The sequence below is a fragment of the Candidatus Krumholzibacteriia bacterium genome (assembly GCA_035268685.1).
In the GTDB taxonomy this organism is placed as follows: domain Bacteria; phylum Krumholzibacteriota; class Krumholzibacteriia; order JAJRXK01; family JAJRXK01; genus JAJRXK01.
Genome location: DATFKK010000109.1, coordinates 1 through 15,587, shown reverse-complemented (window position 1 = coordinate 15,587; position 15,587 = coordinate 1). Strand labels below are relative to the sequence as shown.

The following is a 15,587-nucleotide window of genomic DNA, read 5'->3' as shown; positions in this document are numbered from 1 at the left end:
CATGAGACGCGCCGTCACGGCCCCGGATCGTCCCCACGGTGTTGACGACTCTTCGACGGCCTACCGCACCAGAACAGCCCGCGTCGTGCGCTCGACGCCATTCGCCCGCAACCGAACGCGGTACACTCCCGACGCGACCACACGGCCCGCACCGTCGGTCCCGTTCCACGCTCTTTCGTACCGCCCCGCCGCCAGCGCACCGCGGTGCAACGACCGCACGTGCCGCCCCGCCGTGTCGTACACGTCGAGCATCACGTGCGACGACGCCCGCGCGAGCTCGAACACGATCGACGTCCGCGGATTGAACGGATTCGGCCGTACCGGCTCGAGCACGAGCGCGCGCGTCACCGCCGCCGGCGCATCCGTCCCGACCTCGAGCTGCAGTTCGAGCACCGGCGCCGCGGAGCCGCGCGTGTCGGCGTAGCTCGCCACGCCCGTCGGCATCCACGACCCCGCGCTGCCGTCGGCGAAGACCACCCGGCTCGCGCCCACGTCGACGGTGTCGAAGGCCACGCGCAGTTCGACGAAGTCCGTGCTCCCGAAGGCACCGACGACCGATGGATCGAGGTCGATCCGCAGCGCATCGCCGTCGTCGAACATGCTGCCGACCACCGTTCCGACGTCGGGATCCGAGGCCGGTGCGTCCAGATCGCCGGGCTCGACCACTCCCGGCGTGCCGAAGCCGTCGAGCGAGACGTCGACGCGTGGCGTCGCCACCGCGAAGGGATTCGTGCCGTCGAGTCCGGTGCGCGTGAGCCACAGCGTGGCCCCGGTCACGCTCATGTCGGCCGGCAGGATCGTGGTGTCGAAGCGGACGATCGAGGCCACGCGCCGCACGCCGTCGTCGCCCACCGAGAGTTCGTCGAAGGCGACCTGCACACCGTCGGTCCACCCGTCGGCGTCCCCGCCCACCGCGACCAGCGACGTGTCGGGCGTACCGACCAGTCCACGGAAGAGGTGCGCCGCCATCTGCTGCCCGGCCTTGTGGCGATAGCCCTCGGGCGTGAGATGGATGGGATCGGCGTCAAGTCCGCCCGCAAGCCGGAAGTTGTCACGCAAGGTCGGCAGCAGAGGATTGCCACCGGGAAACGGACCGTAGTCCGGCGGCACGATCCCAGGCCGTGGCAACGCGCGCGGGCCGGAGGCGCCATCGCCGTACACGTGGTGCATCAGCCCGATCGAGTTGTCGTAGAGCACGCGGTCGGTCTCGGCGGCCCAGGTGCGTCGACGCGTCTCGACGTCGATCATCAGGGCGTTGAGTTCGGCGTCGGTGATCAGGTCGTTCGTCGGATCGCGGCTCAGGTCGCGTCGCTTCGGGCACGCGAAGAGGAAACACCAGAACCCGACGTCGAAGTTCGGATAGTCGTAGCTCGACAGCACGACGCGCAGGTCCGGCCGTACGGCCAGCAGGGCGTCGATCACCACGAAGGTGTCCAGGCGGATACGCTCGAACAGCGCCGCTTCGCTGCCCGGCACGTCGAGGTCCATGTCCTTGTACCAACCGCCGTCACTGCGCCCGGCCAGGATGTCGTTGCCGCCCAGGCTCAACACCACGTGGTCGATCGTCGGGTTCGCCTGCAGCGCGGCGACCACGTTGTCGACGAAGGGATAGCTCGCCGTGTCCGCCCACTGCCGTGCTTCGCTGCCGCTGACGGCGTACTCCGGGCCGGTGTAGCCCGGATCCGGTGTCTCGCCGAGCGAGAGGCTCACCGCCGACAGGTCGCCCAGACCGAAGCGCCGCAGCACGGCGTCGTGCACGCCGTCGTCCCACATGAACTGCGCCCAGCTGTCGCCGGCGATCAACACGCGCGGTGTGCCCGTGATGCGCCGCTCGAGGAGCGTGTCCCGGTCGGCGGCGTGGAGTTCCTGGAGCGTCGCGAAGTCCTGCGCGGCCGCGGGAGCAGCCACGGGCGGGACCATGGGCGCGACCACCAGCAAGGCGAAGAGAAGGACGAAGGCGAGTGTGGTCTTCATGCGCCGACCATAGCACGGGCGATCCGCCGGGTGGTGTCACGATGGGATCGGGCGGCTGGGTGTGGTGGCGGCGGGGATGGGTGGCCGCGGGGATGGAGCCGGCCGACGAGGCCGGTGGCGTCGGGGTGGTTTCGATCGGCGCTCACGAAATGGAAACGCTGGTGCGTTGACACTGGCCCGGAGCAACGCCTGGACGTTGCATGCACGCCATGGAAACGACTCACCGTTTCCGTTTCGTGAATCGCATCAGATCGACAATATGACCTCGAGCCCCACGGAGCGACACGAGCCGCCGCCGCACGCACGCTGACTTCCGCCGCGGAAGTGGCTGACCGATCTGCGCGGAGGCTTCGCTCTCGGCACAGCCTCGCGCGGCACTAGCCCTCGGCCTCGATCACGTCGACCGTCCACTCGGCCAGCGGCTCGCGGTCGGCGCTCACCGTGAAGCGGTAGCGTCCGTAGTCCGGCAGCGTCTGCTGGAACTCCATCACCGCCTGCACGGAGCCGCCGTGATCAGGGATCTGGAACTGCCCTTCGATCGCCTTGCCGATCACCTCGCCGGTCGGGCTGGTGAAGACGAGCTGGAAGTCGTGCGCGCCGGCCTCGTGCGGATCGGCGGTGAAGCGCACGACGATCGACCCGCGGAAGATCTTCTGCCGATCGCGCGGGATGTTCAGGCGATCGATGCCCCCGCGCAGCAGACTGAAGGTGCCATCAGGATGGGCGCGCGCGGCGTCGGCGACGAGGATGGTGGCGAGCATGGGTAGCCTCCGGACACGGGACGAGGTGCGCACGTGCGGCACCGTAGCAGCTCGGTCCGGACCTGGCCACATGCCGGTGTTCGGAGGCGCTCTCGGAAAGCGCACGATCCTTGAAGCCGATTGATCATCGAACTCACAGAATCGCTGCTGTTCGTTCGGTCGCGAAGTTTTCTACGATCGTCGTGCCACCCACTCGACGATGATCGCCGTCTCGCCCACGTCGCAAGCCGCGCAGCACGATCGGAATCTCGCCGGGTTCGTCTCCACAGTCATCGGGAGACGCGATGAGTCCTCGTCGCCGTATCTGGCAGCCGCTCCTCGCCCTCGTTCCCTTTCTGGTCGTCGCGGGTTGCGCAACGTCGTCGGCGCCGGTCGCCAACGGTGGAACCGCCGACCCCGAGTTCCAGATGCTCGTAGCTGCCCGGAGCCCGGTCGTCGTCCTACCGGCCACCGTCGACTTCGTCGCCGTGGCCGACGAGTCACCACTCGCCCCCGACGAATTCGGCGGTACCCGAGTCGCGGCCCATCTCGACACCGAGCTGCTCCGCGTCCTCGACGCCTCCGGACTTTCGTGTCGAACCATCCAGCGCCTGCCCGCCGAAGCCGACACCGTCATCGCCGACCTGCTTCCCGCTGCGTCGATACTCGTCGATCGATACTCCGATCACGAGCCCTACCAGCCACACCTGGCCGTCCTCCGGCGCCTCGGGAACGCGGACCATCTGTGCGTTCCCGTCGTGCACGTACAGGTCGGCGCGGCCGAGTGGTACAACCCCATGTCGGGCGCCATGACGCAGAGCACGAGTTCGACCGTGCTCCGCATCGCCCTGGTCGACATGGAAGACGGCAGTGTCTCGTGGAGTGCCGAGGGCCTCGTCCGAGCCCTTCCGTACAACCAACGGCAGGAATCCATCAATCCTGGGTTCGCCGAGGTCGTGCGGATGATCCTCGAACCGACTCGTCCCTGAAGGGAGACCGTCATGCGTGCTCTCCGGATTCTCCTCGTCGCCGTCATGATCGGCGGCTTCACCATACGCGTCGGGGGCTGTTCCTCGGCACCCAAGCCTCCGCTCTACGCCGACCCCCAGCTCGCGACCATGAGCTTCGAGACCATCACCGTCCTCCCGATCGTCGACGCCCGGATCGACAAGTCCGAGGACTTCGACCTCGAGCAGGAACTCGGTGAACGACTGGAGAGCCTGCTCGCGGACAAGGGTTACGACGTCGAGCGGCCGGGCGACTTCTCCGACCGGGACCGCTTCTCCCACGCCCAGGTCGCGGCGATGAACGATGCCCAACTCGCATCACTCGGACCGGCAGCAGCCGAGCCACTCCTCGTACTGTACCTCAACGATGCTTCGGGAGAGGTCGGGCTCGGTGCCTCGTACAATCTGGAGGCCACCGCCGTCCTCGTCAGCAAACGCAGCGGCGAGGTTCTCTGGCGCAACAAGAGTGTGCAGTCGATCGGGATGGGCGGAGCGGCCGGGTGCATGGTCGCCAGCCAGATGGACGGGAAAGCATCGGAGCTGGCGTTGAAGGAGATGTTCGGGAGCTTCCCGGAGCGGATCTGAGCCGCCGCAAATCACCGCTTCGCCGGCTGCCCCACCGGCTCCCGCCGCGCCACCTCGGTCCCCGCGTTCAGCGCCGCGTGTCCGCCCTCGAACACGATCGCGCCGCGTCGCGCGGCGAGTCCGGGTCGTAGCGTGACCCAGGTGTCGGCCGGCAGCCGCGCCGTTCCGTGCAGGCGTACTGGCACCGCCGGGCTCGAAATGCCCGTGCGCACCGTGCGGCCGGTGGTCGACTCCCAGTGCTGGCCGACCGCGTAGACCGTGGCCGGTCCGCTCGTGTCGGGCAGCGAGACCACGAGGACCAGACCCAGGTGCACCACCGAGCGCGCCGTGGTCGACTCGTGCACCCGCGAGCGCGAGAACACACGATCGGACGGATCGCAACGTCCCATGCGTTCGATCGACGCGAGCACCTGTCCCGGACCGCCGCCGTCCGTCGATCCGTCGAAGCGCGCGCGCTGGCCGGTGACGATCATGCGCGAGCACTCGCCGTGCACGCGGTCGCGCAGTTCCAGACTTCCCTGGCGGAAGTCGAAGACGTCGCCCGCGGCCGATGGGTGGAGATAGAGGATCGACGTGCCGTCGCGCATGCGGGCGCGTTCTTCGCGTCCCGTCGCGCCCGACAACCCGCGCAGCGAGCCCAGACCGCCGACCTCGAACTCGCGGTCCATGCGGTTGTCGTCGAGCAGCGTGGAAAGACTCGCGTCGAGAGCTCCCCGCGCGCTTGCACGGAACTCGAGCACGTGCGTCGGTGCGCGGCTCGCCGCCCCGCCCGGTCCCGTGGCGATCCGGAGCTCGTCGTCGAGCGTGTCCGTGGTCCACTGCGCGAGTTCGAGCCGCGCCGCCTCGCGTAGCGACTGGTCGGAATCCGACCCGTCGACGCGCGCCATGGCCAGAAGACGGCCGTAGTCGCTGCTGTCGATCGCCCGCTGCAGACGCGCATCGGCTGCTTCGGTGCGCAGCCGTTCGATCGCCGCGCGCGCGTCGGCCGCGTACCGCGAGTCGGGGTGGTCCTCGAGGAAGAACTGCCAGCTCTCGATCGTGTCGTCGGACTTCGCCTGGACGAAGCGCAACTCCGCGATCCGCGCGCGGGCCTCGGCGGTGTGCGGATCCTGCGGATGCGCATCGAGGAAGGCCTCGTAGGCGTCGATCGTGTCGAGATCGCAGGCCACGTCGAACGCGCTCGGCCCCGTGGAACAAGCGCTGAACAGGAACAGGACGGCGATCAGGACACGCGCCACCGCTCGAGCCTCCCGCGCGCGCCGCGTCCGGAACGCGGCGTGGGCGACGATCGGAATCAGTTCGATCGTACGGGATTCGGGGGATCCGGGCTGTGATGCGGATGCATCATTCGGGCCGGGTGGGGTGACCGCGCGCTGTCCGTGCGATCCGGGAAGGAAAAGAGCTTCCGGCGGCGATTCCCGCCGAGTGTCCAGATCTGGACATTCTGGGGGTAACCTGTAGTCTCCTCAACGGCTCCCGCCACCATTGCCGAGGAGAGTCGTTGATGAAGTTCGAGAACCTGTCGAGAAAGTCGGCACTTGTCGTGACCAGCTTCATTCTGATAGCAGGCTTGGCCGCCGGATGTGCCACGGTTATGACCGGTACCACGCAACTCATGACGATCAACTCGAACATCGACGGCGCGACACTCTACATGGACGGTCAGGAGATCGGCACGACGCCGTTCACAGGCACTGTCCCGAAGAACAAAGAGACATTGAGAGTGGAAAAGGACGGCTACCGATCCGAGACCGTCGCCTTATCGAAGACTCTGGTCCCCAACTTCTGGGGCAACATCATCATCGGCGGTACGCTCGGGAGCATCACCGACTTCGCCACGGGTGCCGCATATTCGTATGCACCGGCCACGTACCAGGTCGAGCTGCGGGCCGAGGAACAGTCAAGTCTCGACTACCAGCAGCAGCTCGTCGTCCGTAAGTTCGCGATGGTCTACATCGACGAGATTGCCCGAGACCTCGGCCGGGACGTCGGCGGCCCGCATCTCGACGGCCTCGTGAGGTTGCTTCGGAAGTGTGGTAACGAGACCGCGAGCAGAGGGGATGTCGAAACGGCGCTCACCAACAGCCGAGGACGGCCACAGGCTTTCGGTGAACATGTCGTCTCCATGATCTGAGCATTGCTCGTACTGCTCGCGCTCTTCTTCCTATGGCCCATCGCACCGTCGAGTGCGGTGGGCCAGTTGCACAACGGCAGTTCGGGGGGAGCATTCTACATCGGGTACGCCGGCCCCTACGCGGCCAGCCCCGCATCAGCCTTCGGGCACTTGTTCCTTCTTCATCAGCCAACCGACGACACACCCTTGGCGTTGTGGCGAGCCATGACGTTTCGCGCCGACGTGACGCACATGAACTCGGCCCGCTCGTTTCTGCAGGGTGTCTCGGGAGGATTGAGCGGGTCATTCGCAGTCACGGAGTTCCATGAGCTGACGTTGGATTATGAGCTCATCGAGGATCGTGATCTCTGGCTGTTTCGGTTGCGTCTCGATCGAGCCGAGTATTCGGCCATGAAGCATCACTTCCGGGAGAGCGACGGGAGCCGTCATCGATACTCCTTCTTCACCTCCAACTGCGCCTCGCAGCTACTGGAGTTGATCCGAGGGTCTCTCACCGAGCTTCGCAGTGGCGGAGCATTCGTCAGCCCACTCGATGTTGTCCAGCGTCTGGCCGAGAAGGAACGGATAGAGTCCGCATACGTCCGGTCGGCCGCAACGAGGATCCTGCGCTTCCAGGTCAGAGAGCTCCCCTCCCGGATCCGCAACCACGTCGCGAACCGAGAATGGACCGAACTCGCCTCCGACACCGAATGGATCGAGTCCGTGCAGCCGGACCATCTGTGGTTCTTGTCACGGTACTTCCGTTATCGCCAGATCGATCACAGACACCCGCTGGGCGAAGAAGTGGCGGCAGGACTGGGCGGGCTTCGCATCCGTCTCGCGGAGAACGAGACACCGACGCTTCCGAGCGCGCCCCATCTTTCGCCGGGGGCTCCGACGAGCTTCCCGACATGGCACCCACGTACCGAGGTTTCTCCGTATCTTCGGTTCCACGACAACCGCTCTCACCGCTTGGGGATTCGTCTACGACCGGCCCTTCACGAGGAGCACGAATCGTGGGTCGGGCACCGGCCCTTCAACTCGATGGTGCTGCTCACCACCGAAATCGAAACAGCAGCCGACGAGCTGGATCCCACCCTCTCCGAATTCACTGTGTTCTCTCAGCGGTCGTTGGTCCCACAGGACTGGCTCGTGGACAAGGCGTCATGGTCTTTCGACGCTCGACTCGCCCGCGGAGGGCCCTACGGTGCGCGAGAACTCCACGCCGAGGTCGGCGTGGGGATCGGTCTCACTCGAAGATGGCACGGAGTCGCTGTCTCGATTCTACCGACGGCGACCGTCTGGAACGGCCTGGACGATCTGACGAGCCTTCATGGGGGTGTGCAATTCCATGTGAACCGGCGCACGGACCATTTCATGGTCTACGGCTTCAGCGGTTCGTATGGTCACGCGATGATCGGCCCGGGCGGTGGATTCGGCGGCGGGCGAGCATGGGTCGGCGCGCGTCTCCACCCTAGAGTGGCGATCCTGGGCGCTCTGGCGCAGCGGCAAGACGATACCAGCACCACCCTCTCCGTTCGGCTCTATCCGTGATATCGAGCAACGCCGAAGGCGTCCATGTGCCTTGGCCACCCCTGCTTGTCGAGCCGCTCGTGGGGGCTTACCACGTTCCTACCTTCGAGAAGCAGAATGACCGCAGACCGTAGCTCACGGGCGCGCAGGGTAATATCCTGCGGAGGAAACTGCGGCAGAGGAGATGCCCCTGGCCGGAAGCGCAAGCCGTCTACGGCGTGCTACAGGTCCTCGCCCTGATGCGTCGCCATCCGAACGGTCGGACCGACGATCTCGAGGGGTGGGACGACCGCCCCATCGCCACCCGCGAACGCGCGCTCAATGCCGGGCCGCTTCGGCAGGGATTGATGGTAGTGTTGGTCGGCCGACTGCCCGTCGCGCACCGCGTCACCAGCCGTTGACAGCTAGCGACCGCGGTATCGCCTGAAACCCCGCTTCCGCGGCGGGACTTCCCCAAGTCGTCCCCAGCGCGACCGGGCCGATCGGATCCACGTGCTCGACCGGCGCTTCGATGAGAAGGCCCGCAAACCGTAGCCTGCGGGCGCCGCACGGGCGTACCGTGCGGGTGGAAACGCGCGAAGAATATCCCGTCCCGAGCTCTGGTGCAACCGGGCCGACGGGCGAACGGGATCCCGGTCCCGATACAGGTCGAGGCCGAGTCCGTCCACCCCCACTTCCGCAACGGAAGTGAAGGTGCCCGCAGACCGTGGCCCACGGGCGCCGCAGGGTCACGCCCTGCGGGGGGAATGAGTGGAGTTTACGACGCCTGCCACCGGTTGCGCAACGTGTCACCAACCGTTGACAGCCGCGCTTCCGCGGCGGAACTCCCGCGTCCACCGCGGCACTTCCGCAGGCCATCCCCGGTTCCGCGGATGCAGTGACACGCATCACCCCGCCGCCGCGACCAACCACCCCACATACCCGACATACATCCCGACCAACACGGCCCCTTCCACCCGGTTGATCCGCCCCGCCTGCCGAAACCCGTACCCCACCACGAACAACCCCACCGTCAACACACCCATCACCAGGACGTCCCGCGCCAGGATCCCCGGGCCCGCGACCGCCGGCCGGATCGATCCGGCGACGCCGACCACCGCCAACGTGTTGAAGAGGTTCGACCCCAGCACGTTGCCCAGCGCCAGGTCGTGCTCGCCCTTGCGCGCGGCGACGATCGACGACGCCAGTTCGGGCAGCGACGTGCCGACGGCCACGATGGTCAGGCCGATCAGCAGGTCGCTCCCGCCCAGGCCCCGCGCGACCTCCACGGCGCTCCACACCATCGCGCGCGCGGCGCCGACCAGGACGACCAGCCCGACCGTCGCCCAGAGCAGCGCACGACGGAACGACACCACGTGATCACGGAGCTCGCGATCGACGTCGGTGCCGAGGGTGTCGTCGGTGGCGTGCCGTCCCGTGCGAATGGTCCACGCGACCAGACCGCCGAACACCACCAGCAGGATTCCCGCGTCGACCCGCGAGACGAGGCCGTCGCGCAGTTGCCAGGCCGCGAGCGCCGTCACCGCGACCAGCACGGGCAGTTCCTTGCGCAGCACGGCCGACTGCACGGTGATCGGCCGGATCCAGGCGGTCAGGCCGAGGATCAACGCGATGTTCGTGATGTTCGATCCGTAGGCGTTGCCCAGGGCCAGCGCGGGATTGTTCTCGGCCGCGGCCAGGGCGGACACGAGCATCTCCGGTGCCGACGTGCCGAAGCCGACCACCACCATCCCGATCAACAGTGGCGAGAATCCGAGGTGGCGGGCGATCGTTCCCGACGCGCTCACGAAGCGGTCGGCCGACCACAGGAGCACCGGAAGCGTCAGGAGGAGGACTACGGCGGAGATGATCATGGTGCGCCGAGTCTACGGCTCCGCACGCCGCGGCGTCGAGGGGCGTCAGCCCGCACGCACCAGCAACAGCGCCATGTAGCCCACGTACACCAGCACCAACACCGCCCCCTCCACCCGATTGATCCTCCCCGCCCCCCGAAACCCGTACCCCACCACGAACAACCCCACCGTCAATACACCCATCACCAGCACGTCGCGCCCCAGCACGTCGGCGCCGACGTCGGCCGGCTGGATCGCGCCGGCGATCCCCACCACCGCGAGCGTGTTGAACAGGTTCGAGCCCAGCACGTTGCCCAGCGCGAGGTCGTGCTCGCCCTTGCGTGCGGCGGCGATCGACGAGGCCAGCTCGGGCAGCGACGTGCCGATGGCCACGATCGTCAGACCGATCACGAGGTCGCTCACGCCGAAGCCGCGGGCGATCTCGACCGCACCCCACACCAGGGCGCGCGCGCTGGCGACGAGCAGGACCAGCCCCAGCACCAGGCGCACGAACGCGCGTCGCAGCGGCACCGGGTGCGCGTCGAGTTCCTGCTCGACCTCGGTGGCCAGGGCGTCGCGGCCGTCGCGGCGGCCGGTGCGGATCGACCACGCCATCAGTCCGCCGAACAGCACGAGCAGGACGCCCGCGTCGACACGCGAGACCAACCCGTCGCGCAGCTGCCACGCCGCGACCGCGGTGACCGCGACCAGGATCGGCAGCTCCTTGCGCAGCACCGTCGACTGCACCGCCATCGGCCGGATCAGCGCCGTCACGCCGAGGATCAGTGCGATGTTCGCGATGTTCGAGCCGTAGGCGTTGCCCAGCGCCAGGCTCGAGCTCCCCTCGATCGCGGCCAGGGCCGACACCAGCATCTCCGGCGCCGACGTGCCGAAGCCCACGATCACCATGCCGATCAACAGCGGCGACAACCCCAGATGCCGCGCGATCGCCGACGCGTTCGTGACGAACAGGTTGGCGGAGTAGACCAGGGCGCCGAGCGCCACCAGAAGGATCGCGGCGGGAAGCATCATTCGGGGGTCCTCATCGGTCGGCGGTCACCGCGCGGGCGATCAGCCTAGCACGATCACGGTGAACGATCCTCGTTCCGTCGCTGGCGCGCACCCGTCCGACGAATTCCTCCCGCCCGTTGCCTGCCACGCGGCGCGATCACGTATGCCCCTCCAGAACCGTTCCCGCGCGGCGCCCGGCGTGTTCCGGCGATACGACCACGTATCCCCCCGGTCGCGAGCGCCGGCGACGAGCGCCGCGCGAGTGCCCTCGACGACGACGTGTTCCTGCGCAGCACCGACGGCGACGACATCTGGTTCAGCCGGTCGACCGACCATGGCGAGACCTGGTCGACCCCCTTCCGGGTCGTGTCCTACGCGACCGTGCCGGCCGACGCGGAGGGATCGAGCGGCTTCCGTCGGCCGCGCATCGACTACGGTGGCAGCGGCCGTCTGCACCTGGCCGCGCAGTTCGAAGAGGATTCGAGTGGTCCGGGTGACATCGGGATCAGCTACCGGCGCGGAGTCGGCTACGGGGATTCGGCCTCGGACTGGTCGAGTCCCCTGTGGTCGCTCACGTCGCCGTCGAACGGTTTCGACGAGAAACTCAGGGGGGTGGTCGCCGATCCGGACGGCTCGGGGGTGTCGGTGCTGCTGACCGAGGAGAACGTGGTCGCGGTCCCGCAGGTCTTCCGGTCGCTCGACGCCGGCGTGAGCTGGTCGGTCGACGACATCACGCTCCTGCCCGCCTTCACCGGTGTCGGCGACATCGGCTGGGACCCCGCCGGTGAGGCGCTGTACGTTTCGGGGTCGGCGCTCTCACCGCTGGTGAATACCCTGCGCGCCTCGTACGTGCGGGCCCCGGCGAGCGACCCCACCGACTTCTCGGAACCGCAGCACATGGGTGACCATGTCGCCCAGGTCGGCGAGGACGTACTCGTCGATTTCCATCCGACCCGCGAACCGTCGCTCATGATGGGCTACGTGGGTGTCCGCTCGAACGATCCCGATCCGATCGACGTGGTCAACGCCTTCGACGGGCTCTGGCGCGGTGGACCGGGCTTCCCCAACTACGAACCGGGATTCCCGCGCACCGTTGCCGGGGGTGGGACACGTGAACGCACGTCTCCTGCCCTGAGCGACGTCGCCCTCGGCGCCCTGCAGCAGTTCTACCCGCGCTGGATCGTCGCGGTCAGCGGCCGCCAGACGGCGCGCGTGAACTGGCGTGGCGACGTCGAGTTCAAGTCCGGCACCCTCGCCGGGACCCACGACAGTCCTCCGGCGATCGGAGACGTCGACGGCGACGGTCGCGCGGAGATCGTCTTCTCGTTCTCCCTCGACGCCGGCGGCACGGGCGTGCAGGTGCTCGAGGGCGACTTCACCGGCGGTGTGCAGGCCTCGAGGAACTTCTTCGACGTCGATCCGAGTGCCCCGGTGTCGCTCGGCGATCTCGATCGCGACGGCGATCTGGAGATCACCGTGCCCCAGAGCGGCGGGACCCTGCAGGTGCTGCACCACGACATGACCGACGTGGCGGGGTTCCCGTACACGAACCCCGACGCCGGATCCCTGAGCCCGGTGGCGATCGACCAGATCCTGGGCACGGCCGAGCCCGAACTGATCTTCAACGGAACCCTGGGGTACGTGCACGTGGTCTACGCCGACGGCATCGACCAGTCCGCGTTCCCGGCCCGCACCAGCATCGTCTGGTTCCTCTACGGCGGACCGATCGCCACGACCGTCGACGTCGCCTCCCCCAACTCGGTCGTCGTCGGTTCGCGTGATCAGAAGATCTGGAGCTTCCGCAACGTCGGGGCCGTCCAGGCCGAAGGCTGGCCGCGCGACGTGGACGATCAGATCGAGACCACCCCCGCCGCCGGCGACATCGACGGCGACGGACGCAACGAGATCGTCTTCCTGGGCAACGAACAGCTGCACGTGTTCGACGTGAACGTTCCCGACGGCGGGTCCGACGCCTGGTGGCCCATGGAGGGCGCGAACGCCGAGCGCACCGGCTGCGGGGGCTGCGTCGAGGACCGGGTGACGAGCGTCGATCCGCAGCCCGTGGTCGGCGGGCCGCGCCTGCGTCTGGCCTCGGGCAACCCGGTGCGGGGCACGGCGGACTTCGCGTTCTCGCTGGCCTCGCGGGCCCGGGTCGAGCTGCAGGTCTTCGATCTGCGAGGCCGGTTGGTGCGCGACGTGGCCGCGCGCGAACTCGACGCGGGCGAGCACCGGATCCTGTTCGACGGTCGGGACGACCGCGGGCAGCGTCTGGCACGCGGGACCTACCTGGCGCGGCTGGTCGTCGACGGGGCGACCCGGTCGCACGGGACGAGGAAGTTCGTGTTCATGGATTGACGGGAGGTGGTCGGCGGCGGTCGAAGCCGTCGGACCGCCACGATGGCGTTCGTCACGACCGAACAGCGACGATCCCTCTGGAATCAACACCGGGGAAATCGAACCCGGCCGGAGTGCCGGCAGACTCTCGAAGTCGAGAGCCCGCCGGCACGACCGAAACCCCTTGGCCAGATCACCGCGGGCACGCCGGCCCGGCCAACCTCGACCACGACCCTCTACTGCCCGAACCGACTCTTCACCTCGCCCCAGCTCGACTCCTCCGTCCGCACGGGGGAGCTGGCCTGGATCTCCACGACGAGGTCGTTGTAGTCGTTGTCGGTGTAGCCGGGCGCGTAGGTGTCGCGGAGCTCGCTGCCCGAATCGATGTCCTCCCACGCCACGACGTAGGTCGGCACGCCGTTGCGCAGGTGCGTGATGTTGAAGATCAACGCCTGCGGGTCGCCGCCCTCGGGCGGGTGGATCGCACCCGTGCCGTCGGGGCCTTCGTCGTTGTAGGCGCGGTTGGTGAAGAAGATCTCGGACTCGGGGGCGTTGGTGCCGTCGCCGCTGCCGTTCGGGTTCAGGTAGAGTCCGAATCGGGTGGGTTCGGCGAGGCCGACGAAGGCCGTTTCGCCCTCGCTGCCGGAGCCGTCGAAGATCACGCCGTCGTCGACGCCGTCGATCGCGGGCGGGCCGGCGAGGGTCTCGGCGTACCAGCCGAGCACGTTGTCGCGGGCGAAGTCGGCGACCTCGCGGATCATCCAACCGTCGACGGTGTCGTCGAGCCAGTAGGGAATCAGGGCGTCACCGGCCTGGGCGCCCTCGAAGTCGGTTTCGACGTCGATCGTGCCGGCGCCGTACTCGGCGTCGAGGATCTCCTGGAGGGAGACGCCGTCCCAGGAGGTGCCGAAGGTGATGGGGAGGGGCTGGAAGGATTCGGCGTAGCCAACGAGATCTGCGACCAGCAGGCCCGAAGGATTTCCGAACGCTTTCGAGGCGTTCTGGATCACGAACACGAGCTCGTTGACCCCGGGGACGAAGCCGTCGGCGATTTCGAAGGGGATCAGCGCGAATCCGCATTCCTCATCGACGACGAGCTGGCCGTTCAGATACATCGATCCGCAATCGTCCATGGTCCATCGACCGCTCAGCTCTGCCGTAGCGGGATCGAGTCCTGTCAGGTCGAACGTCATGGTGTACCGGTACTCACCACCGGGCTGGGAATCGAATCCACCACGACCCGGCCCGATCCATGCGGACCCACTGGACGCGACATCCCAGTTCGGGTGCGTTACCTGAACCTGTGCTGGGCTCGCCGGTCCGGTCAGCGAGTAGTGTTGGTCGACGGTACCTGGCGCCAGGACCGTGCCGTCGTCGTCGACACCTGTGTTGTGCAGACCAGGAATGGGTGTCGATGCCGATGCAATGACTGGAACTGACAGCCAGACGACGCAAGAAAGAGCAATCAACGCGCAACGATGCATTTCGAGACTCCCCCGAGAATTCAGAAGTGAGGGAGCCAAGGCAGGAGAATCCTAGCGGACTCGTACGGAACATCGATCCCCGAAATCGTGACCCAAACCCACCACTACGCCGTCTCTTCGCCAACACGTTCCATCCCACGGAACGACGCGCCACTTCCCTTGCCCTCACCTCCTCCGATCGGCGATCTCTGTGACGATCACGCCCCCTCACTCCAACTCGTCATACTTCACCGCCCGCCCGCGCGCCTTCTCCACCGGATACTTCGCCGCGTTCTTCGCGATCTTGCGCTCGATCGCTTCGCCGAGATCGATGTCCAGACGATCGCACAGCAGCAGCAGGTACACCGCGATGTCGGCGACCTCGTCGGCCACCGACTCCACCCGCGCCTGCGCTCGGGATTCGGCTGCGTCCGCCTCGACCCACTGCACCTCCTCCATCAACTCGGCCGCTTCGATCGCGATGGAGGCGACGAGGTTCTTGGTGGTGTGGAACTGCTCCCAGTCACGGGCATTGCGGAAGGCCAGCGCGGCTTCGGTGAGACGGGCGATGGAGTCCATGGACGCTCCCGGGAGATGGGGTTCGACGCCGCGCATTGTGCCGCAGGCAGGAGGCGCCGGCCAGGGGCGATGCCCCGCGCGGGTCATCGATGACAACTCCGGCGCCGCGCGCTAGATTCCCCACGAAGCTCCCGACCCGAGGACCGGAGATCGACAGCACGTGCACGGCTTCATCGCGAACACCGATCAGGGCTGGTTCGACTTCCTCTCCCGACGGCCGCACCTCGACGAGGTGAACTTCTGGGCACCGTCGGGAAAGGCCACACTCAAGGCCATCCCGTGGGGCAGCCCGTTCCTCTTCAAGCTCAAGAGTCCGCACCACGCGATCGGCGGCTTCGGTCTGCTGGGACCGATCACTTCGATCCCGTTGACCATGGCGTGGGAGGCGTTCGGCGAGAAGAACGGCGCCGAGACCC

Annotated in this window: 13 protein-coding genes; 6 read left to right on the top strand and 7 right to left on the bottom strand. The window is 67.5% G+C overall.

The genetic code is table 11. The features are described 5' to 3' along the window. Positions 1-60: 60 nt before the first annotated feature. Positions 61-1,974: a FlgD immunoglobulin-like domain containing protein gene (locus VKA86_10465; GenBank protein HKK71631.1), complete on the bottom strand. Its 1,914-nt coding sequence runs from the start codon at positions 1,972-1,974 to the stop codon at positions 61-63. A gap of 377 nt (positions 1,975-2,351) precedes the next feature. Further along, positions 2,352-2,735, bottom strand: a complete 384-nt coding sequence (locus tag VKA86_10460) for a hypothetical protein (protein ID HKK71630.1) — start codon at positions 2,733-2,735, stop codon at positions 2,352-2,354. 284 nt (positions 2,736-3,019) lie between these two features. On the opposite strand from VKA86_10460, the gene VKA86_10455 reads away from it, so the two are divergent. Further along, positions 3,020-3,703, top strand: coding sequence for a hypothetical protein (locus VKA86_10455; protein ID HKK71629.1), 684 nt, complete (start codon positions 3,020-3,022; stop codon positions 3,701-3,703). Positions 3,704-3,715: 12 nt separating this feature from the next. Beyond that, positions 3,716-4,306, top strand: coding sequence for a hypothetical protein (locus VKA86_10450; GenBank protein ID HKK71628.1), 591 nt, complete (start codon positions 3,716-3,718; stop codon positions 4,304-4,306). A gap of 11 nt (positions 4,307-4,317) precedes the next feature. Here the strand turns inward: VKA86_10450 and VKA86_10445 are convergent, their stop codons facing one another. Then, positions 4,318-5,544 (bottom strand): hypothetical protein, encoded by a 1,227-nt coding sequence (locus VKA86_10445; protein ID HKK71627.1) that lies wholly within the window; start codon positions 5,542-5,544, stop codon positions 4,318-4,320. 266 nt (positions 5,545-5,810) lie between these two features. On the opposite strand from VKA86_10445, the gene VKA86_10440 reads away from it, so the two are divergent. Together VKA86_10440 and VKA86_10435 are read left to right on the top strand one after the other, a co-directional pair. Then, on the top strand, positions 5,811-6,440 hold the full coding sequence (locus VKA86_10440) for a PEGA domain-containing protein (protein HKK71626.1): 630 nt from the start codon (positions 5,811-5,813) through the stop codon (positions 6,438-6,440). Between the two features lie 3 nt (positions 6,441-6,443). Next, entirely contained in the window at positions 6,444-7,973 is a 1,530-nt protein-coding gene (locus tag VKA86_10435) for a DUF4105 domain-containing protein (protein HKK71625.1), read from the top strand. An 866-nt stretch (positions 7,974-8,839) separates the two neighbouring features. Here the strand turns inward: VKA86_10435 and VKA86_10430 are convergent. Together VKA86_10430 and VKA86_10425 are read right to left on the bottom strand one after the other, a co-directional pair. Further along, a complete protein-coding gene (locus VKA86_10430; protein ID HKK71624.1) occupies positions 8,840-9,805 on the bottom strand; it encodes a calcium/sodium antiporter in 966 nt (321 codons plus the stop codon). Positions 9,806-9,850: 45 nt separating this feature from the next. Beyond that, positions 9,851-10,816: a calcium/sodium antiporter gene (locus VKA86_10425; GenBank protein ID HKK71623.1), complete on the bottom strand. Its 966-nt coding sequence runs from the start codon at positions 10,814-10,816 to the stop codon at positions 9,851-9,853. Positions 10,817-11,074: 258 nt separating this feature from the next. Between VKA86_10425 and VKA86_10420 the strand changes: the two genes are divergently transcribed. Continuing rightward, on the top strand, positions 11,075-13,150 hold the full coding sequence (locus VKA86_10420) for a FlgD immunoglobulin-like domain containing protein (protein HKK71622.1): 2,076 nt from the start codon (positions 11,075-11,077) through the stop codon (positions 13,148-13,150). 215 nt (positions 13,151-13,365) lie between these two features. Here VKA86_10420 and VKA86_10415 read toward each other — a convergent pair whose 3' ends face one another. Beyond that, positions 13,366-14,322, bottom strand: a complete 957-nt coding sequence (locus VKA86_10415; protein HKK71621.1) for a hypothetical protein — start codon at positions 14,320-14,322, stop codon at positions 13,366-13,368. Positions 14,323-14,820: 498 nt separating this feature from the next. Further along, positions 14,821-15,171 carry a nucleotide pyrophosphohydrolase gene (locus tag VKA86_10410; GenBank protein HKK71620.1) on the bottom strand — a complete coding sequence of 117 codons (351 nt, stop codon included), beginning with the start codon at positions 15,169-15,171 and terminating at the stop codon, positions 14,821-14,823. A gap of 160 nt (positions 15,172-15,331) precedes the next feature. Between VKA86_10410 and VKA86_10405 the strand changes: the two genes are divergently transcribed. Beyond that, on the top strand, positions 15,332-15,587 hold a 256-nt coding region (locus VKA86_10405; GenBank protein ID HKK71619.1), incomplete at its 3' end, for an HNH endonuclease.